This window comes from Streptomyces sp. JJ66 (genome assembly GCF_019303495.1).
Classification (GTDB): domain Bacteria; phylum Actinomycetota; class Actinomycetes; order Streptomycetales; family Streptomycetaceae; genus Streptomyces.
The window spans coordinates 68338-86945 of the sequence record NZ_JAEVFI010000016.1 but is presented as its reverse complement, the minus strand read 5'-3'; the positions used below and the strand labels follow the sequence as shown (position 1 = coordinate 86945).

Here is an 18608-nt window from a genome sequence, read left to right as displayed (position 1 = left end):
TCCTCCCTCAGTGTGCCGGGACGTAGCCCAGCTGCTTGTCCACGACGTTGAGCAGCGGCCTGCCCGCCGCCCACCGGTCGAAGTTGTCGCAGAACTGCTCGGACAGGTCCTTCCGCCAGCCGAGGGTGTCGCCACTCATGTGCGGGGAGATCCACAGGCCCGGCACCTCCCACAGCTCGCTGCCGGGTGGCAGCGGCTCCTCCTCGAACACGTCCAGTGCCGCCGCCCGCAGCCGCCCGGCGCGCAGCGCGTCCGCGAGGTCGGCGGTCACGACGTGGGCGCCACGGCCGATGTTGACGAAGCACGCCCCGGGCCTCATCCGGGCGAAGGCGCGCGCGTCGAACAGACCGTCCGTCGCCGGGGTGAGCGGCGCCGCGCACACCACCCAGTCGGCGGACGGCAGCAGCTCGCCCAGCGCCTCGGCCGCGTGCACCCGGCCGAATTCGTCGTCCGGTTTTTCTCTCCGCCCGATGACTTCCACCATGACACCCAGTGCCTTGAGGGTGCGTCCGATAGCCCGCCCGATGGGACCCGAACCCACCACCACGGCCTGGGTTCCGCCGACCCGCATGGTCTCCCGGTGCCGCCACTCGCGCGAGCGCTGCAATTCCCATGTTCCAGCAAAGTCTTTGGCCATGGCCACCACCAGACCGGCGACGTATTCGGCGATCGGCTGATCGAACACGCCGCGCGCGTTGGTGATCACCGCGTCCGAGTCGGCCAGCTCCGGCAGCAGCCGGTCCACTCCGGCGCTGGCGGTGTGCACCCAGCGGGGCCGGTGCCCCTCTCCCGGCCAGGCCGCGCGCACCGCGTCGGAGAGGAAGTTCCACACCAGCAGCACGTCGGCCTCCGGCAGCCGCGCGGCCAGCCCCGCCTCGTCGGTGTGGAGGACTTCGGCCCGCCCGGTAAGCCGCCTCAGGTCGGGCAGCGGCTCGTCGTCGAGAACCAGAACACGGGGCTGTGACATGCGGGGGAAACCCTTTCGAAACAGGGTGGGGTTTTACTCAAACCCCGGGCGGAGTAAGAGGAACAGGCGGAGGATTGACCACGGTAGGGAGGGGAAACTACCTTCGTCAATGAAGGCATCTGCTCCGGCGTCTGACGGCTTCTGCCTGGCTTAGTTTTTTTCTCCCTCCCCTTCTTTCCTGTGATGCGGCCCTAGGCCATCCCTGCTTCGTTGAGGGGCTCGCAATGGATGTCTCGTTTCTCGGCGGTCCCGAGCCGCAGCGCGGTGTGGGGATCGTGGCACCTTTTGACTTCGCGCTCGACCGCGAGCTGTGGCGCTGGGTCCCCGACGATGTGTCGCTGCACCTCACCCGCACGCCCTTCGTCCCCGTCGAGGTGAGCCTTGACCTCGCCCGGCTGGTCAGCGAGCACGAGACGCTGCGCGCGGCGGTGCGGGCGCTGTCCGCCGTCTCCCCGGAGGTCGTCGCCTACGCCTGCACCTCCGGCTCCTTCGTGGGCGGCCAGGCGGGCGAGCTGGCGATGAGTGCCGCCATGCGGCACGCGGGCGAGATGCCCGCGCTCACCACCTCCGGCGCGCTGCTGGACGCCCTGCGCGAGCTCGGCGCCCACAGCGTCGCGCTCGTCACGCCCTACACCAAGTCGGTCACCGACGCACTGGAGGACTTCCTCGGCGAGGCCGGGATCGAGGTCACCGGGCGCGGCTACCTGGGCCTCACCCGCGAGATCTGGCGCGTCCCCTACCGCGACGTCACCGGCATGGCCCGGGACGCCACGGCTGTCGGCGCGCCGGAGGCGCTGTTCATCAGCTGCACCAACCTGCCCACCTACGACGCCATCCCGAGGCTGGAGACCGAGCTGGGCATCCCGGTGCTCTCGGCCAACCAGGTGACGGTGTGGGCGGCGCTGCGCCGCATCGGCAAGCAGGCCGTCGGCCCGTACCAGGCGCTGCTGGAGCCGGTGCCCCGCTCCGGTCCGGCGGCGCTGGCGCCGGCCGACGCGGAGCCCGCCACCGGCCCGGTCACCGGTCCGGTCACCGGCCCTGCCACCGGCCCGGCCGCCGGAGCCGACGGCCCGGGCGGCGCTGACCCGGGCGCGGGCCGGGGCTGCGACCCGGGCGCCGGTCCCGCTGTCCCGCCGCCGGAGCCACCGGTGGACGCCGCGCCCGAGGTGGCGCTCGCGGGTTCCGCCCTGCCCGGCGCCGACGCCGAACTGTGCGACCCGCTCGCGGACCCACTGCCCCCGGACGACCCACCACCCCGGTGACCTCAGACCGAGAAGCCGGACCGGGTGGCCTCAGACCGGTGAACCAGCCCCGCTGACCACCCGCTGAGCCGCACCACCGGCCCGGCCCCGTTGACCCAGCCCCGCCCTGATGACCCCACCCCGCCCTATCGAAACGGAGTTGCCCATGCAGCACGCCGCGCCCGGGGACGGCCGCGCCGTCGGGTTCCTCTACCCCGGCTACTCGGCCCAGGACGACTATCCACGGCTGGAGGCCCTGGTGCGCGAGGCGGGCGCCGACGTACGCCTGCCGCTCGTCCACACCGACATCGGGGAGGACGCCCACCGGGTAGACGCCCTGCTGGAGATGGGCTCCGCGCACCGGCTGGCCGAGGGCATGGCCGCCCTGGCCGGACGCGGCGCGCAGGCCGTGGTGTGGGCGTGCACCTCCGCCAGCTTCGTCTTCGGCTGGGAGGGCGCGCACGACCAGGTGCGCGAGCTGGCCACGGTCGCCGGGCGGCCAGCCTCCAGCACCTCCTTCGCCTTCGTGCACGCCGTCCGCGCGCTGGGTGTGTCCCGGGTGGCCATCGCCGCCACCTACCCCACCGACGTCGCCGAGCACTTCGCGGCGTTCCTCAAGGCGGCCGGGATCGAGGTCGTCTCGCTGCGCGGCAGCGGCATCATCACCGCCGCCGAGGTCGGCACCTGGGGCCGTGCGGAGGTCCTTGCCATGGCTGGGGCGGGCGATCATCCGGACGCCGGGGCCGTGCTGCTGCCGGACACCGCCCTGCACACCGCCGACCACGTCGGCGAGCTGGAAGCGGCGCTCGGCAAGCCCGTCCTCACCGCCAACCAGGCCACCCTGTGGGAGGGCCTGCGGCTGCTCGACGTCACCGTCACCGCCCCGCGACTGGGCGCGCTGTTCAGCTGACGGCCGGATGCCCGACCGCCGGATGCCCGGCCGCCGGACGCCCGGCCGGGGCCGGGCATCCGGGGCAGTGGCGCGCCCGGGTCCCGGCGGGCAGCGGCGCGCGCGGGTCAGGAGCGGGCCAGCAGGGCGGAGATGCGGTCGGCGGCGACGGGCTTGGAGTAGTGCCAGCCCTGACCCGTGTCGCAGCCGATCAGCCGCAGCCGCTCGGCCTGCGCCGGTTCCTCGACGCACTCGGCGGTGACCGTCAGGCCCAGCCTGTGCGCCAGGTCCACCAGGGTGGCGACGATCGCCTCGTCCGCGCCGCAGCCCGCGCCCGGGTGGAAACCGCGCACCAGGGCGCCGTCGAGCTTGAGGGCGCGCACCGGGAGGCGGCTGAGGTAGGCGAGGTTGGAGTAGCCGGTGCCGAAGTCGTCGATCGCGATGCGCACGCCCATCTCCGACAGCGCGTGCAGCGCCCGCAGCGGGCGGCCCGCCGGGCAGACCCCCGCGGACTCGGTCAGCTCCAGTTGCAGCAGGCCCGGCGGCAGGCCCGTCTCCCGCAGGACGGCCGCCACGTCCGCCACCAGGTCGGAGTCCCACACCTGGCGCACCGCCACGTTCACCGAGACGTACGGCGGCACGCCGGAGTGCTCCAGCTGCCAGCGCCGGGCCTGGCGGCACGATTCAGCAAGCGCCCACCGGCCCAGGGGCACGATCGCGCCGGTCTCCTCGGCGAGTGAGATGAAGTCGCCGGGCGCCAGGGTGCCCAGGCGGGGATGCTGCCAGCGCACCAGGGCCTCGACGCCGCGCAGCGTCCCGTCCGCCAGGCCGACGATCGGCTGGAACTCCAGCGCGAACTCGCCGCGTTCGACCGCCGGGAGCAGCGCGCTCGACAGCGCCTGGCGCCTCATCCGGCGGGCGCTGCGCTCGGCGTCGTACAGCGTCCAGCGGCCCTTGCCGTCGGACTTCGCCCAGTACAGCGTGGTGCCCGCGTCCCGCATCAGCTCCGTCGCGCTCGTCCCGGCGGTGGGCCGTTCGATCACGCCGACGCTGGCCGAGACGGTGTGGCGCTGCCCGGCCAGCTCGAAGGGCCGGGCAGCCAGCCCGGCGAGCACGGCGTCAGCGAGGTCGGTGAGCTGCTGGGTGCCGGTGGAGCCCGCCACCAGGAGGGCGAACTCGTCGCCGCCGAGCCGGGCCACCAGCAGGCCGCCGTCGCGCTGCCCGGCGGTCACGTGCACCAGCCGCTGCGCGACCAGCGCGAGCAGTTCGTCCCCGGCCCGGTGGCCGAGCGTGTCGTTGACGGCCGTGAACCCGTCCAGGTCCAGGTAGCACAGGCCGACGCGACCGGTGGCGCTGTCGGCGAGCGCGGCGGCCAGCCGCTGGAAGAACAGGGCCCGGTTGGGCAGCCGGGTGAGCGGGTCGTGGCATTGGAGGTAGCGCAGCCCCTCGCGCAGGTCGCGGTGCTCGCTGATGTCGGTGACCGACAGCAGGGCCGGGGCTCCGGGCGCCCCGGCCGGGACGAGGGTGACCTCGGCCCACAGCGGGCGCCCGTCCGGGTGCTTGAGCCGCCGCGTGCGGGTGACCTGCGCGCAGTCGCCGCGCAGCACGGCGGCACAGGCGGCGCGGGTGTGCTCGTCCAGCCCGAGCGGTACCAGCTCACCGACCGGCAGCCCGGTCAGTTCCTCGGCGGGGGTGTCCAGGAGCCGGCCGAATGCCGGGTTCGCCGCGAGCACCCGGCCCGTGGGGCCGATGACGGCCATGGGGTGGCGGGCGCTGTTGAAGACGGCGCGAAAACAGGGGTCGGTGTAACGGTCCGTGATCGGGTGAGCTGCTGCTCCGGCGGCAGGCGAGCTGCCGCCCGCCGCGCCCAGGCTTGCGTTCACCGATCGCTCCCGGAGGGGTTCGTCACTGGAAAGTCAGCCGATCATAGGGGGTTTTGGTAGGGCCGGGCCAGCATCGTCCACGGGGGTGACACCCGCTGTGGGGACGCCTGCGCACGCCAGTACGACAAACGGGGGCGCCTGGGGGGCGGCCAGAATGACTACACAAGGTGAAGCTCGGGGCCGATCTCGCTCGGCCTAGCCCAGCAGGACGAATCGCCAGGTATCAGAACAAAGTGGACGAGGGAATCCGTGTTCCGTCCTGGCTCGCCCTCGGAGGTCCCCCGTGCGCTTCGACCGCCCCGCGCTCCCCGTGCACCGGCCACACCGGATACCGCCTCGCGCGCCGCGACGCCGCAGGCTGCGCCGTGCCGCGTCGGCCTGCGCCGCGCTGACCGCAGTCGTGGGCACCTCGTCCATCGCCGGGCCTGGCGACGACCCCGGTGCGCCACCGTGTGCCCTCCAGCGCACCGACGCCCACCACTCGCTCGGCCTCGACACCTGGAACGACGCCTACGTACGCCCCGAGCGGACCGTCGATGCCGTCATGCTGTTCCTGTCGTTTCCCGACGCCCGCCCCCGCACCCACCCCGCGCGACTCGTCGCCGACCACTTCCCCGCCACCGCCGAGTTCTTCGACCGCGCCTCCTACGGACAACTCGACCTGCGCCTGCACACCGAGCCGCGCTGGACGGCCATGCCCCAGCCCTCCTCCGCCTACGCCATAGCGCGCGACTGGGGAGCCGAAGGACGCGCGGCCTTCGTGCGCGACGCCCTCGCCGCCGCCGACCCGCGGGTGGACTTCGCGGACTACGACGTCGTCTACTTCGTCGCCGACCCCGACGCGCCCGGCGTGGACTCCGACGCCACCAAGGTGGTCAACTTCGCCGAGCCCGTCGTGCTCGACGGCACCGAACTGCGCCGCATCGTCACCGTCTTCGAGCGCTACCCGGCCGACCGCAACGTGCTCGCCCACGAAACCGGCCACGTCTTCGACCTGCCCGACCTCTACCACCGCCCGCACGACGGCAAGGGCGACTGGGACACCCACGTCGGTGACTGGGACCTCATGGGCAGCCAGTTCGGCCTGGCCCCCGACCCCTTCGGCTGGCACAAGTGGAAGCTGGGCTGGCTGGACGCCGCGCACGTGGACTGCGTGGACGCCCCCGGCACCACCCTGCACACGCTCCAGCCGCTCGGCCGCGCGCCCGGCGGCGGGCCAGCCGCCGGGAAGCGGCTCGCCGTGGTGCGCACCGGCCGTGCGGAGGTCGTCGCCGTCGAGGTGCGCGAGCCGATCGGCAACGACGCCGGGCTGTGCCGGGGCGGCGTGCTCGTCTACCGGGTGCACAACGACACCCCCTCGGCGGACGGGCCGGTCGAGGTGCTTGACGGCCACCCGGACACCTCCGCCTGCCACAGCAGCTCCGTCCACCCGCCGCTCGCGGACGCGCCGCTGCGGGCGGGGGAGACGCTCTCGGTGGACGACGGCGCCGTCCGCGTCACCGCGCTGGACCGCGCGCCGTCCGGGGAGTGGACGGTCCGGATCACCCGCCGGGGGTGAGCCCGGGTGCGGCACCGGGAGGTGGGCACGGGGGCGGGCGCGCGACGTGGACCGGGCTACGCGGCACCCGGCGCGGCCGGAAACCCGCCCGGCCGCACACGCGCGGAGGCCCCTCGCTGTGCGAGGGGCCTCCGGCTGTCGGTACGCCGCCAGGGACTCGAACCCCGGACCCGCTGATTAAGAGTCAGCTGCTCTAACCAACTGAGCTAGCGGCGCCTGGTGACGTCATAGACCTTAGCACCCGGACGAGCGGGAGCGGAAATCGGTAGCCCACGCCCCTTCCCACCCCCGTGACCAGCGCGGACGGCCCGCACGGCCGCCCACAGCAGCTGTTCCGCGCCCGGCAGCCAGCCCCCGCACGCGTCCGGCCCCACCAGCCAGCGCGCCCCCCGGTCCAGCGGCAGCCCCGGGCGCGGCGGCGCCGGGACCGGCACGACGTCGCCGGTGCCGTAGGCCAGCAGCGCCGGTACGGCCCCGCCCGGCCCGGCGTGCTGCCACTCCTCCCAGCGCAGCAGCACGGGCAGCCGCCCGGCGGTGCCGGGCGCGGCGAAGAACAGCAGACGGCCCCGGTCCGCGGCCACGGGACCGCTGCCGGGCCGCCCCACGGCGTCCAGCCGCAGCAGCCGCGCCAGCATGCGGCGCCCGAACAGGGCGGGCACGCTCACCGCGTCGAACACCGTGCCGCACGGCAGCGGCTGCGCCTGCCCGGGCCGCGCGGACCACAGTGCGTGCACGCTGCGCGGGAACGGGCTCGCCGACGCCAGCCAGGCCGCGCCGGTGCTGACCTCCCGGGCGAGGTCGTCGTCGAGGGCCTGCCACACCGTGCCGGTGAAATCGCTGCTCATGACCACTAGGTGTACCCCGCGTGGTGGAGTGGTCACGCAACTCACCGAAAACGGGGACACCGCCCGGCAACCTCCGCTATGGTCTGCCCCTCGCATATGCCGCGACGGCGCGGACGTCCCGGGGTCCCGGGGTCCCGGGGAAAGGCCGCCGGAAGGCCCCCGCGCTACTCCTCGACCCGCCCCTCGATCAGGTGCCGCCCGAAGGCGACCATGCGCCGCGCGTAGTCCTCCGTCCACGCCGCCCGGTCGGCGATCGCCGCGTCCGGGAGCCGGTCGAACCGGCGCGGGTCGGCCAGCTGCGCCGCCGCCATCGCCTGGTACTCCACCGCCCGGTCGGCCGCCGCCTGGAACGCCGTGGCCAGCTCCGTCGAGCGCGCCAGCAGCTCCCTGGGGTCGCTGATCGACTCCAGGTCGAAGAAGTGCTCGGTGTCCTCCGCCGCCGCGGCGGGTTCGAAGGTCAGGGACGCGGGCCGCCTAAAGCGCGGCTCGCCTCCCGGGGTATCCGCGGCCGGACGCGGATCGGACATGGACTACCTCCCTGTCGTGGGGCCACCGACCATTGTCCCGCTTACCCGGACGAACTGTCTGCCCCGCCGCCCGGAAGTGGCGCAGGCCCTGCCCGCGACCCGTACCCGGTGCTCGCCCGGGTCCGCGCGCACCGCCTGCCGCGTGGCCGGGGCGCCGGTAGCTTCACCGCCGCAGTGTGGCACCTCACGCTGACAGTGCCCCAAGGTCACCCCCACCGAAACCGGATGCCCGCTGGCCCGGCCCCGCCGTGGGCTCTCCCGCCGTGGCGGCGCTGCCGGGGCCGTGGTCCGCATCCGGCCGGGCCGCTGGTGCGGGACGCCCCGGTTCGTGGGAAAGCGGGACGCCCCGGTTCGTGGGAAAGGGGTGGGGCCGGGAGAATGAACCGCATGGCGAAACAGGCGCGCATTCTCCTCGTACGGCACGGCGTGACCGAGTGGTCCCGGCTCGGCCGCCACACCGGCCGCACCGACGTTCCGCTGGTGGACGAGGGCCGCCGCACGGCCAAGCTGCTGGGCGAGCGCCTGCACCGTCCGCCGTGGAACGGCCTGCCCGGCGTCGAGGTGCGCACCAGCCCCCTGGCCCGCGCCGCCGAGACGTGCGAGCTGGCCGGGTTCGGGCCGCGTGCCCGCGCCTGGGACCCGCTGGTGGAGTGGGACTACGGCGCCTACGAGGGGCTGACGACGCCGCAGATCCGCGAGCGCGCGGGCGCGGACTGGCTGATCTGGCGCGACGGCGTCCTGGACGGGGAGACGCGCGCCCAGCTCACCGCCCGCGCCGACGAGACCGTGGCGTGGGCCCGCGCCGGGGAGCGGGACGTGCTGGTGTTCGCGCACGGCCACTTCCTGCGCGCCCTGGCCGCCCGCTGGCTCGGACTGGACCTGGAGTTCGGCGCCCGTCTCCGGCTGGACGCCTGCGGCTTCTCCGTCCTCGGCTGGGCGTACGGCATGCCCGCGTTCGACCTCTGGAACGACACCGCGCACGTCACCGGCTGACGGGCGAGGAGGACCGCGCGCGTCACCGGCTGGCGGTCGGCGGCGCCTCCCCGCCCTCCGGCGGGCACGCGTGCAGGAACGCCGCGACGTGCGGTTGCCGCTGGTGCGGCAGCAGGCGGCGCGCGGTGCGGCGCAGCATGCCGTGGATGCGGGACGAGCGCACCGTGGCCATCAGGTCCAGCGCGCGCAGGCCCTGCGCCGCCGCCTCGTCCGGGGCGCCGCTTGCCGCGAGGTCACCCGCCAGTTCGGCGGTGAACAGCGCGGTGTTGCGCACGAAGTGCGGGGACTGGAGCTGGACCGCCCGCCGCGCGCAGGCCGCCGCCCGGCCGAACTCGCCCAGCGCCGCCCAGCACTGGGCCTCCAGCCCGGCCACCTCCGCCTCCCCGAAGAAGCTCATCCACTCCGGGTCGGCGTCCGAGGGGCCCCGGGCGAACAGCGACTGGGCCCGTCCGAGCGCGGCCTCGCACCCGGCGCGGTCGCCCAGCCCGCTGCGTCCGCCCGCCTCGCGCAGCGCCAGCAGCGCCGACAGCCGGGCCGAGCCGAGCCGGGCCGCCGCGCTCTGCCCGGCCTGCGCCGCCCGCACCGCCTCCCGGGGGCGGCCCGCGTCCCGGGCGAGGAAGGCGGTGTTGCAAAAAGCGTGCGCCTCCAGCGCCGCGTCGTCGCTCAGCCGGGAGGTGGCCAGCGCGTCGGCGTAGTGGGACTGGGCGTCGGCGACGCGGCCCGAGTCGTGGGCCAGCCAGCCCACGGAGATGGCCAGTTCGCCCGCGCCCGCGTGCATCCGGTCGGCCAGGGTCTGGCGCCGCATGCCGGAGTCCAGCAGGTGGTAGGCGCCCCGCAGCACCGCACCGGCGCGCCGGTACAGGGCGTCGGCACCGTGCTGGTCGTCCAGCACCCGGATGTGCCGGACGGCCGCCTCCACCGCGCTTGCCTCGGTCTCCCCCGCGCGGGTGGACGCGGCCGGGGACGCCGCCCACGCGGCGTCGGCCGGTGCGGGACCCAGCCCGCTCAGGAAGGCGGTCATGGCGGCCGGGCCGCCGGTCATGAACGCGCGACGCAGCACGTCGCTCTCCTCGTCACTGTCGTTGGTCTCGGTCAGGCCGCACCCCACGGGCCCGGTCTCCGCCGACGGTTGGCCCGGCGGCCACGGAGCCCCCGGCCCCATGGTCGCCGCGTCCCGCCCGTACGCCGTCGCCCCCCGGCGCCGCGCCGCCCGCCCCCGGACGGCTGTCCGCGCGGTGAAGCCCAGCTCCGCGAGCGTCCGCCCGGGGAACATGTGCAAGAACACGCGTTCGTAGGCGTAGTTGGGGCAACGGATCTCCCCGGACTCCACCCTTCCGATGTACCGGGCGTCACAGGAGACCTGTTCGCCGATCTCCCGTGCCGCCCGGCGCACGGCGGCCGCGAACTCGCCGGGCGAGCGCTGACCGCGCAGTTTCCGGAAGGCCAGGTTGGGCCGGGGGCCAAATTCCCCGCCAGGTGGCGGAACCGGCCCGGGAGCCGATGACGTGGACGGTGACGACGCCATGCCCGGAAGGTACACGGGCGGTTCCGGGCCGCCAGCCAGGCTTTGGGGACAAAACGGATATCCCCTCCGTGTTCTGCCATGAAGTGCCATCCTTTGCCGCCGCCCGCGCCGTGCCTCCCACTCGCCGAGGACCGTTGGAACCGGTACGAACGGCACGCGCATGGCGCAGCGGAGGAGGTTTCCCTTGCTGGACACCGACAGCTCTCGAACCACGGCGGCGGCACCGGGCTGGCCGACGGGCAACTGGCCGACGGGCACCGGTACCGACCACGCACCCGCCTGGGACCTGGTCACCGTCCCCGCCCGGCAGGGCCTGGAGGCAGCGGACATCCTGCGCCTGCGCGACGGCGTCGGGCCGGTGCTGTACGACGGCTCCGGCGCCACACTCGGCTTCCTCGTCCCGCCCGGCACGGCCGACGTCTGGGACGTCCCGGGCAGCGCCTGCGCCCCCACGTGGGTCGGCGCGACGCGGCGCCCCTGCCCCGGCGAGCCCCCCGTCGCTGGCGCCCGCTGGCTGGTGCCGCCGGAGCGTACGCACCTGCGGGCGACGGAACCCGCGCGTCTGCGCGCCGCGCTCGGTGAGGCCCGCCGCCTGCTCCAGGCGGCCGACGGGCTGTGACCGGCCCACCACGGGTGACTGACGGACGGCCCTGCTGGCGGGGCACGGGAAGGCCAGGCGCACAGCGGCGGCCACCCGGCCCGGGCCGCACGGAGCGGCGGGGCTGGGGCGGCGAGGCTCAGCGCTCGTCGAGCTGCACCCGGGGCGGCCCGTCGTGCCAGGTGCAGAACACCGACGAGGCCCGCTCACCGCTGGTGAAGGTGACGCGAATCCACTGCTCCTGCTTCCACACCCGCACCTGCCACCCCGCCTCCGGCGTCGCCGACACCAGCGACGCCGAGTCCGCGCCGAGTTCGAACGCCACGCGGCCACCGGCCACGGTGTAGCCGCGCACGTTCCCGGACTGCGCGGCGGGCGGCTCGCCGGACGGCCCGCCCTCCTCGTCCCCCGCAGGGGGCGGGGACTCCCGCCCCCCGTCGGCCGGCGCCACCGGATCGGCCGGGGACGGCGAGCTGGAGCCTTCCGGCGACTCTGGCGGCGTCCGCGACGGTGACGGCGTGCCCGCCGGGTCGCGCGTGCTGGACGCCGTCGGCTCGTCCCCGTCCGGCGAGCTCCCCTCCGGCGTCGCCGCGTGGGCGATCGGCGTCGCCAGCGGCGCGTCGTACGCCGTGCCGGAGATGACCGTGTGCACGCCGAACCAGGACAGCGTCACCGCCGCCCCGGTAGCCAGCAGCCAGGCGCCCGCCTGGGCCCATCCTTGTCGCACGCGTTCACCCTAATGGCGGACCCTCCCGCCGGGGCCGTATGTTCCGCGCATGGCACGTGTCCTTGTCGTCGAAGACGACCCGTTCGTACGCTCCGCCCTGATCCGGCACCTGAGCGAGGCGTCGCACACCGTCCGCAGCGTCGGCACCGCGCTGGAGGCGCTGCGCGAGGTCGCCCAGATCGGCTTCGACGTCGTCGTCCTCGACCTCGGCCTGCCCGACCTGGACGGCGCGGAGGCGCTGAAGATGCTGCGCGGACTCACCCAGACCCCGGTGATCATCGCCACCGCCCGCGACGACGAGGCCGAGATCGTCCGCCTGCTGCACGACGGCGCGGACGACTACCTGGTCAAGCCGTTCTCCGTGGAACACCTGTCGGCCCGCATCGCCGCCGTACTGCGCCGCGCGGGCGCGGGCGCGGGTCCCGCGAGCGCGGAGGCGCACGTACTGCGCGTCGGCGGCCTGGCCATCGACCCGCTGCGCCGGGTGGCCGAGCTGGACGGGACGCGACTGGACCTCGCCCGGCGCGAGTTCGACCTGCTCGCCTTCCTCGCCGCCCGCCCCGGCGTCGTCGTCGCGCGCCGGGAGCTGCTGGCCGAGGTGTGGCGGCAGTCCTACGGCGACGACCAGACGATCGACGTCCACCTGTCCTGGCTGCGCCGCAAGCTGGGCGAGACGGCCGCCAGCCCGCGCTACCTGCACACGCTGCGCGGCGTCGGCGTCAAGCTGGAGGCCCCCACCGGGGACGCCTCGTGAGATGGGCCCTGGTCAAGGTGAGCCTGGCGGTCACCGCCATGGTCGTCATCGCCTTCGCCGTGCCGCTCGGCCTGGTGGTGCGGGAGATGGCCCGCGACCGGGCGTTCTCGCACGCCGAGCGGCAGGCCGCCGCCGTCGCCCCGGCGCTGGCCATCACCGCCGACCGCGCCCAGCTCCAGCGTGCCGTGGCCAGCACACAGGCGGGCGCGCAAGGCCACCTGAGCGTGCACATCCCCGCCCCGGACGGCGGCCAGCCGCTGGAGATCGGCGAGCGGCGCGCCCCCGCCGACGCGCGCACCGGCGGCCGGGCCACCACCGTCGGCGTCGAGGGCGGCTATGTCCTGCTCCAGCCGACGGCCGTGGACAGCGGCGAGATCGCCGTCGTCGAGGTCTTCGTACCGGACGCCGAGGTCACCCGTGGCGTCACCACCGCCTGGTTCGTCCTCGGCGGCGTCGGCCTCGCGCTGATCGTCGGCTCCGTCGCCATCGCCGACCGCCTCGGCACCCGGCTGGTCCGGCCCGCCGAACACCTGGCCGCCGCCGCGCGCGACCTGGGCGAGGGCAAGCTCGGCACCCGCGTCCCCGAGCACGGCCCCGCCGAACTGCGCTCGGCCGCGATCGCGTTCAACTCCATGGCCGACCAGGTGGTCGCCCTGCTGGCCAACGAGCGCGAGCTGGCCGCCGACCTCTCGCACCGCCTGCGCACCCCGCTCACCGTGCTCCGCCTGAACGCCGCCTCACTCGGGGGCGGCGACGCGGCCGACCAGACCCGGGCCGCCGTCGCCCAGCTCGAAGGCGAGGTGGACCAGATCATCCGCACCGCGCGCGAGCAGAAACCCCAGTCCCCGGGCGCCGGGGCCAGTGCGGGCTGTGACGCGGCGGAGGTGGTGCGCGAGCGCATGGCGTTCTGGTCCGCGCTCGCCGAGGACGAGGACCGCCGCGCCCGCGTCGCCGGAACCGACCGTCCCGTCCGCGTCCCCGTCGCCCGCGCCGACCTCGCCGCCGCCCTGGACGCCATGCTCGGCAACGTCTTCCGTCACACCCCGCAGGGCACCGCGTTCTCCGTGGACCTGCACCACGGTGAGGACGCCGTCATCGTCCTCGTCTCCGACGCCGGACCCGGCATCCCCGACCCGGCCGCCGCCCTGCGCCGGGGCCACGGCGACGGCGGCCCCGGCTCCACCGGGCTCGGCCTCGACATCGTGCGCCGCCTCGCCGAGTCCACCGGCGGCGACGTCCGCATCGGCCACTCCGTGCTCGGCGGCACGGAGGTGCGCGTATGGCTGGCGCTCGGCCCGGTGACCCCGGCCCGCCGCTCGCCCGCCGCGCGCCGCCGCCCCCGCCGCAAGGCCGCTGCGTAAGCCCCTGCCCGGTGCGCCTGTCGGCACCAGCCCCGCCCGCAGCGTCCTCAGCGGGCTGTGCCACCCGGGGCGCCAAGCAAGAAGCGCGGTGCACCAAGCCGCTTTCCCAGGGGGCCAGAAGCGGACGCTTACCGGTCCCCTTCGCAGGCCGGTCCGGCGGCGTCCGCGTCCAGCGGAGGCACAGCGCCACCGGAGCCGGTGCGGCCGTACCCGCGTGTCGGCTCAGGGAAACAGGTGGGGCAGGGTGCGGGGGTGAGCGAGCGCGAGGGGGCTGTCCTCCATGTGCCACACGTGGGCGAAGCGCTGGTAGAGCACCGGGTCATGGGGGAGCTTCTTGAGCAGGTGCCCGAACCCCTTGCCGCCCGCTGCCAGGTGCACCGGCAAGCGCTCCGTGCGCCAGCCGAGGTCGGCTGCGGCGGCCATGAACCACGGCAGGCGGACGCTGCGCGCGACGGCCTGCTGGAAGCGGCGGGCCAGGTCTGGCGGCTGCGGCTGGCCCGCGTAGCGGCCCAGGAGCCGAGCCAACTCCTGGGCCTGGAGCGCGGCCACGGTCATCCCCTGGCCGTAGACGGGGTTGAAGGAGCAGACCGCGTCCCCGATCACCATCAGCCGCTGCGGATACCGCTCCATGCGGTGGTAGTCCCGCCGCCGGCTGGTGATGTGGTGATAGCGGTAGAGGGGCGTCAGGGGCGTGCAGGCTTCCACGACTTCGGCCATGTGCGGGTTGTCGAGCCCCTGGGCATACCGGCGGTATCCCGCTTCGTCGGTGGGACACACCTCCCCGGCGGCTCCGACGAGGGAGACCAGCCAGCGGTTTCCCTCGACCCGGAAGGCGCCGCCGCCACGGGCCGGGAGATGCGGGGCGAAGCTGAGCTGGACACTGGCCACCCAGTCCCGGGGGTCTGCGGCATCGGCGGCGTAGAACCGCGAGGTGTAGTTCAGGCCGATGTCGATGGCGTGGGTACGCGGCTGCGGCAGCCCCCGTTCCGCCAGCCACCTCGGGAGCCGCGAGTTCCTTCCCGAGGCGTCAATGACGAGGTCGGCGTCCAGGACGGAGTCCTCCGCGCCGCTCCCCTCCCCGGTCGAGACCGCTACCCCGGTCACGGCCTGCCCGTGCTCATCGGTACGGAGCCCCGTCACCCGCGTACTGGTGACGTACTCGACGGCCGGCAGGCGGGTGACGCGCTCCCGTAGCACGGACTCCAGGGCGGACCGGCTCATACTCAGCAGGGGAATGCCGACCGGCCCGTGCGGAACCCACCCCGTGGGCAGCTTCAGGTGCATCTCCCCGTGGTCGTACGCCTGAGCACCGCGTTCGGACAGCTCTTCGTTCAGGCCGGGGAAGAGTTCTTCCAGCGCGGTACTGCCGCGCGCCAGCATGACGTGCAGGTGACGGGCCTGCGGCGTGCCCTTACGGAAATCCACCGCGTCCGAGGCGTCCTGCTCGATCAGCATGACCTGCTCGAAGACCTCGCTCACCGCCCGCGCCGCGAGCAGCCCGGCAACTCCTCCCCCCACCACCACCGCCCGCTCCCAGCCCCCGCGCCCACCTGTCTTCCGCTGACTCCGCCCGAACCCACCACGCATTTCATCGCCTCGTATCCCTTGGGCTCCCGTGCCGGTCCGATGAGTGATACCCGCTTGGCCCACCCCATAGACCGCGAGCGGGTCGCCGTGCACAGACTGCCGGGATGCGGGTGGGACGCGGCGCGCCGGGTCAGCCCCGGCAGCGTGCGCCCCGGCGCGCCGCAGCACCCGTGGCGGCACCCCAAGGAGGAAGATTCACCGGTTGGGGCTGAGGCAGGTGGTTCAGGCGCCCAGCGTGCCGTGTCCGAGGGCCGTGGTGAACGAAACCCAGGTGGCCGAATTGAGGGTCACGACGGAGCCACCCTCGTTCTTGGAGTCCCGAAGTTCCACGATGCCGTGGTGGGCATAGCGTGCTTCCAGACAGTCGCCGTTCTGGGCGCTGTAGCTGCTCTTGAACCACTCGTTCGTCGCCTGCATACTCCCGGCCCCTTCGTCTCTTTGCCCGGTGGATGCGCTTGGCTCCAGCTTCGCTGTTCGAGGGCGGCATGTGAACTGCCCGCGCAGCGTCGTCAATCTGCCGTTGTGATCATCGTGCTGTGCAGGGCATGAGATTCCACGCACAAGAACGCAGGGCCTCGCGTCGTCCGCAGCGACCATCTCGTCGCCGTTGCTGTCGATATGAGCGTGCCAGCAGCGGGCGGCCATGACAATCCTGGCCGCCCGTGCGGGGAGCGGTCATGCGCACATCTGGTTCATGCATCCGCGCTGCCGTTGAGACGTCGCGTGGTGTTGATCAGCGCGCGCAACGGCACTGCTTTCGTCACAGGCTGTCGAAGTCGCCCTTCTCCATACCACCCTTGAAGGCCACCCACTCCTCGGCGGTGAAGCAAAGGTGAGGCCCCTGCGGATTCTTGGAGTCCCGCACCGCTACCCCCTCGCCGGGCAGTGCGGCCAGTTCGAAGCACTGCCCGTTGTTGGCGGTAAGGCTGCTCTTCTGCCAGCTGAGCGACGCGGGATCAATCGAGTAGAGGTCCTGCTTTTCCATCAGTGGCTCCTGTTCAGTGTGCGCCTTGGACTTCGCAGTCACTTCGTTGAGCGCCCTGCCGCAGTGGCCTCAGCGGGCAAAGTCGCCGGTGGCGACAGCCGATACGAAGGCTGACCATGCGGCATGGGACGCCCGAGCGGCAGGGAAGTCCACGTTCTTCGAGTCACGGACCGCGATGCCTGCGAGTCCGGGGACGTGGGCCACCTCAACACAGTTGCCGTTGTTGGCGGTGTACGAACTCTTGTACCAAGATGCACCCGTGAGGTCAGTTGTGTACAGCGCTGCCAGCTTGTTCATCTCACATCAGCTCCTTCTCGATGCTTTCCACCAGCTCAAGGGTAGCCGCCCCACCCAATGCGGCGTTCGCAAGGTTTCGGAAGAGGCGGTTGAGACGGCGCATGGTCAGGGCGTCGTCACGGAGGTTCGTGCCTTCCACCGACTCAATCAACGCAACGTCTGCCTGGCTCTCGTTCCCCATGCCGAACAGAGTGAAAGCTCCTGGTGAAGCTCCGCTTTCTCCTGCGGTGAAGGGGATCACCCGCAGGCTGACGTTGGGTAGTGCGGACGCCTCTCTGAGCCGTCGTAGTTGGGTACGCATCACATCAACGCCGCCCACCTGGAGCCTCAGTGCTGCTTCGGTGATGACTGCTTCAAAGTGCATGGGGGCGTCTTCGCGCAACCGTTCCTGCCGCCTCATCCGTACCTCGACCAGACTGTCCACCTGGTCCGGACCCAGCGGTGCGAAACCGGGGGCCGTGATGGCGCGGGCATAGCCCTCGGTCTGGAGCTGGCCGGGGATGAGTACGGGCTGATACTCCAAGCATCGGGCTGCCTCGGCCTCGTATGTCAGGAACTCGGCATAGCTGACTGAGATCACATCGCTGTACGCGTGCCACCAGGGCGCTACGCGCTGTCGTCCTCGGATCATGAGCTGGCGAAGCTGCTCCTGCTCCGCGGCCGGTACGTCGTACAGGTCCATCAAGGCTTCGAAGTCACGCTTCGTGCAGGCCCTCTTTCCCAGCTCCAAGCGGCTGACCTTGGAGAGATGACAGTCGAGGTGGCCTCCCACCTCCTCAGCCGTCAACCCATGTCGGTCGCGCAACATCCGCAGAGAAGCGCCCAGTCTGCGTCGGGCAGCGAGCGGTCCACCGCTGGATACAACGGCCATCATCAACCCCTTTGGTTCTCGGTGGGTTCGAGGCTACCGGGCATGTCCCGCCGTGAGGCTGCCCCGCGTCGGCGGTTCAGCGAATTGTTGGCAAGTTGCCAATCTCGCGCTTGACGAAGCGTCACCGCTTCCGGCAGGCTGGTAATGACGCTCCGGATAACACATGTGACTGAGCGTCTGCCTGCCGTGCCCTGCATCGGCTGGGTGCGGCAACTCCTGGAGGTGTACGTGACGCTCACCATGCGAACCACTGAGGGACGAGAACGCGCCTACTCATGGGACTTGCGCGCACGGGCGCAGGATGTGGAGGGGTGGCGGCGGGCCGTGGGGGAGGCGGTCGGGGTGCTGGGCGGGGACGCGGACGCCGTGGCGCTCGCGCGGCTCGGGGTGTCCGAATTGTTGGCCAACGTCGTGCGGCACGTGGACGATCCCCGGTGCTGTCTGCTGGTCGAGGAGGAACAGGGACTCCTCTACGTCCGGGTCTTCGACCGGTCCCGGGACGCACCAGCGGTCACGATGCCGGACTGGGACGCCGAGTCGGGGCGTGGGCTGTGGCTGCTGCGCGAGATGACCGACGCGTTCGGCTATACCTGCACGCCCGGCGGGAAGTGGGTCTGGTTCCGCTGTCGGCGCGCGGGTGAGGACGCGGGGGAGAAGGCGTGAGGCGCTGACATGGCGTCGCACCGGCGGAAGCCGCCTGGCTCCCGCTGTGATCGAGAAGAAGGGCAGGGACATGGTGAAGACAACTGTTCGGACGCCTTGGGCGTTGCGGTGGGTCAGCGACCGGCTGCCGGTCAGCCCACCGTCGTATGCCGACGTAGTGCTGGACGAGGCCACGCAGACCGCCCGGTACACCGACACCGCTGGCCACGTCGTTGAGATGGGGCAGCACGGCACGTCCCGGACGACGGGCACGGCGTCCTTCTCCGGCGGCGGTGACGGGCAGGGACCACAACCGCAGACGCAGGACGACCACACCACCGACTACGAGTCGGACTGA

The 18608-nt window shown here is 73.3% G+C and carries 20 protein-coding genes and 1 tRNA gene; 9 read left to right on the top strand and 12 right to left on the bottom strand.

Annotated elements, in window-relative coordinates:
* Nucleotides 1-7 precede the first annotated feature (7 nt).
* Nucleotides 8-967, bottom strand: coding sequence for a D-2-hydroxyacid dehydrogenase (locus JJV70_RS13695; protein WP_219048158.1), 960 nt, complete (start codon nucleotides 965-967; stop codon nucleotides 8-10).
* Between the two features lie 224 nt (nucleotides 968-1191).
* On the opposite strand from JJV70_RS13695, the gene JJV70_RS13690 reads away from it, so the two are divergent.
* Both JJV70_RS13690 and JJV70_RS13685 read left to right on the top strand, forming a co-directional pair.
* Nucleotides 1192-2229 carry a decarboxylase gene (locus tag JJV70_RS13690; RefSeq protein WP_219048157.1) on the top strand — a complete coding sequence of 346 codons (1038 nt, stop codon included), beginning with the start codon at nucleotides 1192-1194 and terminating at the stop codon, nucleotides 2227-2229.
* Nucleotides 2230-2374: 145 nt separating this feature from the next.
* Nucleotides 2375-3118, top strand: a complete 744-nt coding sequence (locus JJV70_RS13685; RefSeq protein ID WP_219048156.1) for a decarboxylase — start codon at nucleotides 2375-2377, stop codon at nucleotides 3116-3118.
* Nucleotides 3119-3225: 107 nt separating this feature from the next.
* Here the strand turns inward: JJV70_RS13685 and JJV70_RS13680 are convergent, their stop codons facing one another.
* Nucleotides 3226-4857: a putative bifunctional diguanylate cyclase/phosphodiesterase gene (locus JJV70_RS13680; protein WP_374227302.1), complete on the bottom strand. Its 1632-nt coding sequence runs from the start codon at nucleotides 4855-4857 to the stop codon at nucleotides 3226-3228.
* Nucleotides 4858-5263: 406 nt separating this feature from the next.
* Between JJV70_RS13680 and JJV70_RS13675 the strand changes: the two genes are divergently transcribed.
* Complete coding sequence (locus JJV70_RS13675; RefSeq protein ID WP_219048155.1) at nucleotides 5264-6538, top strand: M6 family metalloprotease domain-containing protein; 1275 nt, start codon at nucleotides 5264-5266, stop codon at nucleotides 6536-6538.
* A gap of 142 nt (nucleotides 6539-6680) precedes the next feature.
* On the opposite strand, the gene JJV70_RS13670 is transcribed toward JJV70_RS13675, so the two are convergent.
* The 3 genes from JJV70_RS13670 to JJV70_RS13660 all read right to left on the bottom strand — a co-directional run bounded on the left by JJV70_RS13670 (nucleotide 6681) and on the right by JJV70_RS13660 (nucleotide 7910).
* A tRNA-Lys gene (locus JJV70_RS13670) sits at nucleotides 6681-6754 on the bottom strand.
* Nucleotides 6745-7383 (bottom strand): hypothetical protein, encoded by a 639-nt coding sequence (locus tag JJV70_RS13665; protein ID WP_257573913.1) that lies wholly within the window; start codon nucleotides 7381-7383, stop codon nucleotides 6745-6747. Before JJV70_RS13665 ends, JJV70_RS13670 begins: the two co-directional genes overlap by 10 nt.
* A 164-nt stretch (nucleotides 7384-7547) precedes the next feature.
* Nucleotides 7548-7910, bottom strand: a complete 363-nt coding sequence (locus JJV70_RS13660) for a hypothetical protein (protein ID WP_219048154.1) — start codon at nucleotides 7908-7910, stop codon at nucleotides 7548-7550.
* 387 nt (nucleotides 7911-8297) lie between these two features.
* Here JJV70_RS13660 and JJV70_RS13655 point away from each other — a divergent pair, with 387 nt between their 5' ends.
* Nucleotides 8298-8903, top strand: coding sequence for a histidine phosphatase family protein (locus JJV70_RS13655; protein WP_219048153.1), 606 nt, complete (start codon nucleotides 8298-8300; stop codon nucleotides 8901-8903).
* 22 nt (nucleotides 8904-8925) lie between these two features.
* Here JJV70_RS13655 and JJV70_RS13650 read toward each other — a convergent pair whose 3' ends face one another.
* A complete protein-coding gene (locus JJV70_RS13650; protein WP_219048152.1) occupies nucleotides 8926-10428 on the bottom strand; it encodes a hypothetical protein in 1503 nt (500 codons plus the stop codon).
* A gap of 160 nt (nucleotides 10429-10588) precedes the next feature.
* On the opposite strand from JJV70_RS13650, the gene JJV70_RS13645 reads away from it, so the two are divergent.
* On the top strand, nucleotides 10589-11047 hold the full coding sequence (locus tag JJV70_RS13645) for a hypothetical protein (protein WP_374227296.1): 459 nt from the start codon (nucleotides 10589-10591) through the stop codon (nucleotides 11045-11047).
* Nucleotides 11048-11165: 118 nt separating this feature from the next.
* Here JJV70_RS13645 and JJV70_RS13640 read toward each other — a convergent pair whose 3' ends face one another.
* Nucleotides 11166-11753: a hypothetical protein gene (locus JJV70_RS13640; RefSeq protein ID WP_219048151.1), complete on the bottom strand. Its 588-nt coding sequence runs from the start codon at nucleotides 11751-11753 to the stop codon at nucleotides 11166-11168.
* Between the two features lie 49 nt (nucleotides 11754-11802).
* Here JJV70_RS13640 and JJV70_RS13635 point away from each other — a divergent pair, with 49 nt between their 5' ends.
* Together JJV70_RS13635 and JJV70_RS13630 are read left to right on the top strand one after the other, a co-directional pair.
* Entirely contained in the window at nucleotides 11803-12507 is a 705-nt protein-coding gene (locus tag JJV70_RS13635; RefSeq protein WP_219048150.1) for a response regulator transcription factor, read from the top strand.
* Nucleotides 12504-13868, top strand: coding sequence for a HAMP domain-containing sensor histidine kinase (locus JJV70_RS13630; RefSeq protein ID WP_219048149.1), 1365 nt, complete (start codon nucleotides 12504-12506; stop codon nucleotides 13866-13868). Before JJV70_RS13635 ends, JJV70_RS13630 begins: the two co-directional genes overlap by 4 nt.
* A 222-nt stretch (nucleotides 13869-14090) precedes the next feature.
* On the opposite strand, the gene JJV70_RS13625 is transcribed toward JJV70_RS13630, so the two are convergent.
* The 5 genes from JJV70_RS13625 to JJV70_RS13605 all read right to left on the bottom strand — a co-directional run bounded on the left by JJV70_RS13625 (nucleotide 14091) and on the right by JJV70_RS13605 (nucleotide 17608).
* The gene (locus JJV70_RS13625; RefSeq protein WP_219048148.1) at nucleotides 14091-15386 is read right to left on the bottom strand and encodes an FAD-dependent monooxygenase; all 1296 of its coding nucleotides are present in this window, start codon (nucleotides 15384-15386) and stop codon (nucleotides 14091-14093) included.
* Nucleotides 15387-15677: 291 nt separating this feature from the next.
* Entirely contained in the window at nucleotides 15678-15872 is a 195-nt protein-coding gene (locus JJV70_RS13620; RefSeq protein ID WP_219048147.1) for a DUF397 domain-containing protein, read from the bottom strand.
* A gap of 343 nt (nucleotides 15873-16215) precedes the next feature.
* On the bottom strand, nucleotides 16216-16440 hold the full coding sequence (locus JJV70_RS13615) for a DUF397 domain-containing protein (RefSeq protein WP_219048146.1): 225 nt from the start codon (nucleotides 16438-16440) through the stop codon (nucleotides 16216-16218).
* Nucleotides 16441-16509: 69 nt separating this feature from the next.
* On the bottom strand, nucleotides 16510-16737 hold the full coding sequence (locus JJV70_RS13610; RefSeq protein WP_219048145.1) for a DUF397 domain-containing protein: 228 nt from the start codon (nucleotides 16735-16737) through the stop codon (nucleotides 16510-16512).
* A gap of 1 nt (nucleotide 16738) precedes the next feature.
* Nucleotides 16739-17608, bottom strand: coding sequence for a helix-turn-helix transcriptional regulator (locus JJV70_RS13605; protein ID WP_219048144.1), 870 nt, complete (start codon nucleotides 17606-17608; stop codon nucleotides 16739-16741).
* A 165-nt stretch (nucleotides 17609-17773) separates the two neighbouring features.
* Here JJV70_RS13605 and JJV70_RS13600 point away from each other — a divergent pair, with 165 nt between their 5' ends.
* Together JJV70_RS13600 and JJV70_RS13595 are read left to right on the top strand one after the other, a co-directional pair.
* Nucleotides 17774-18271 (top strand): ATP-binding protein, encoded by a 498-nt coding sequence (locus JJV70_RS13600; RefSeq protein WP_308294811.1) that lies wholly within the window; start codon nucleotides 17774-17776, stop codon nucleotides 18269-18271.
* A gap of 103 nt (nucleotides 18272-18374) precedes the next feature.
* Nucleotides 18375-18608 (top strand): putative ATP-grasp-modified RiPP, encoded by a 234-nt coding sequence (locus JJV70_RS13595; protein WP_257573935.1) that lies wholly within the window; start codon nucleotides 18375-18377, stop codon nucleotides 18606-18608.

Coding starts and splice junctions, on each gene's coding strand:
- JJV70_RS13650 (WP_219048152.1), bottom strand. CDS start 10,428: ATGGCGTCGTCACCGTCCACGTCATCGGCTCCCGGGCCGGTTCCGCCA.
- JJV70_RS13645 (WP_374227296.1), top strand. CDS start 10,589: ATGGCGCAGCGGAGGAGGTTTCCCTTGCTGGACACCGACAGCTCTCGA.
- JJV70_RS13605 (WP_219048144.1), bottom strand. CDS start 17,608: ATGGCCGTTGTATCCAGCGGTGGACCGCTCGCTGCCCGACGCAGACTG.
- JJV70_RS13610 (WP_219048145.1), bottom strand. CDS start 16,737: ATGAACAAGCTGGCAGCGCTGTACACAACTGACCTCACGGGTGCATCT.
- JJV70_RS13615 (WP_219048146.1), bottom strand. CDS start 16,440: ATGGAAAAGCAGGACCTCTACTCGATTGATCCCGCGTCGCTCAGCTGG.
- JJV70_RS13635 (WP_219048150.1), top strand. CDS start 11,803: ATGGCACGTGTCCTTGTCGTCGAAGACGACCCGTTCGTACGCTCCGCC.
- JJV70_RS13690 (WP_219048157.1), top strand. CDS start 1,192: ATGGATGTCTCGTTTCTCGGCGGTCCCGAGCCGCAGCGCGGTGTGGGG.
- JJV70_RS13660 (WP_219048154.1), bottom strand. CDS start 7,910: ATGTCCGATCCGCGTCCGGCCGCGGATACCCCGGGAGGCGAGCCGCGC.
- JJV70_RS13655 (WP_219048153.1), top strand. CDS start 8,298: ATGGCGAAACAGGCGCGCATTCTCCTCGTACGGCACGGCGTGACCGAG.
- JJV70_RS13665 (WP_257573913.1), bottom strand. CDS start 7,383: ATGAGCAGCGATTTCACCGGCACGGTGTGGCAGGCCCTCGACGACGAC.
- JJV70_RS13695 (WP_219048158.1), bottom strand. CDS start 967: ATGTCACAGCCCCGTGTTCTGGTTCTCGACGACGAGCCGCTGCCCGAC.
- JJV70_RS13620 (WP_219048147.1), bottom strand. CDS start 15,872: ATGCAGGCGACGAACGAGTGGTTCAAGAGCAGCTACAGCGCCCAGAAC.
- JJV70_RS13680 (WP_374227302.1), bottom strand. CDS start 4,857: ATGGCCGTCATCGGCCCCACGGGCCGGGTGCTCGCGGCGAACCCGGCA.
- JJV70_RS13685 (WP_219048156.1), top strand. CDS start 2,375: ATGCAGCACGCCGCGCCCGGGGACGGCCGCGCCGTCGGGTTCCTCTAC.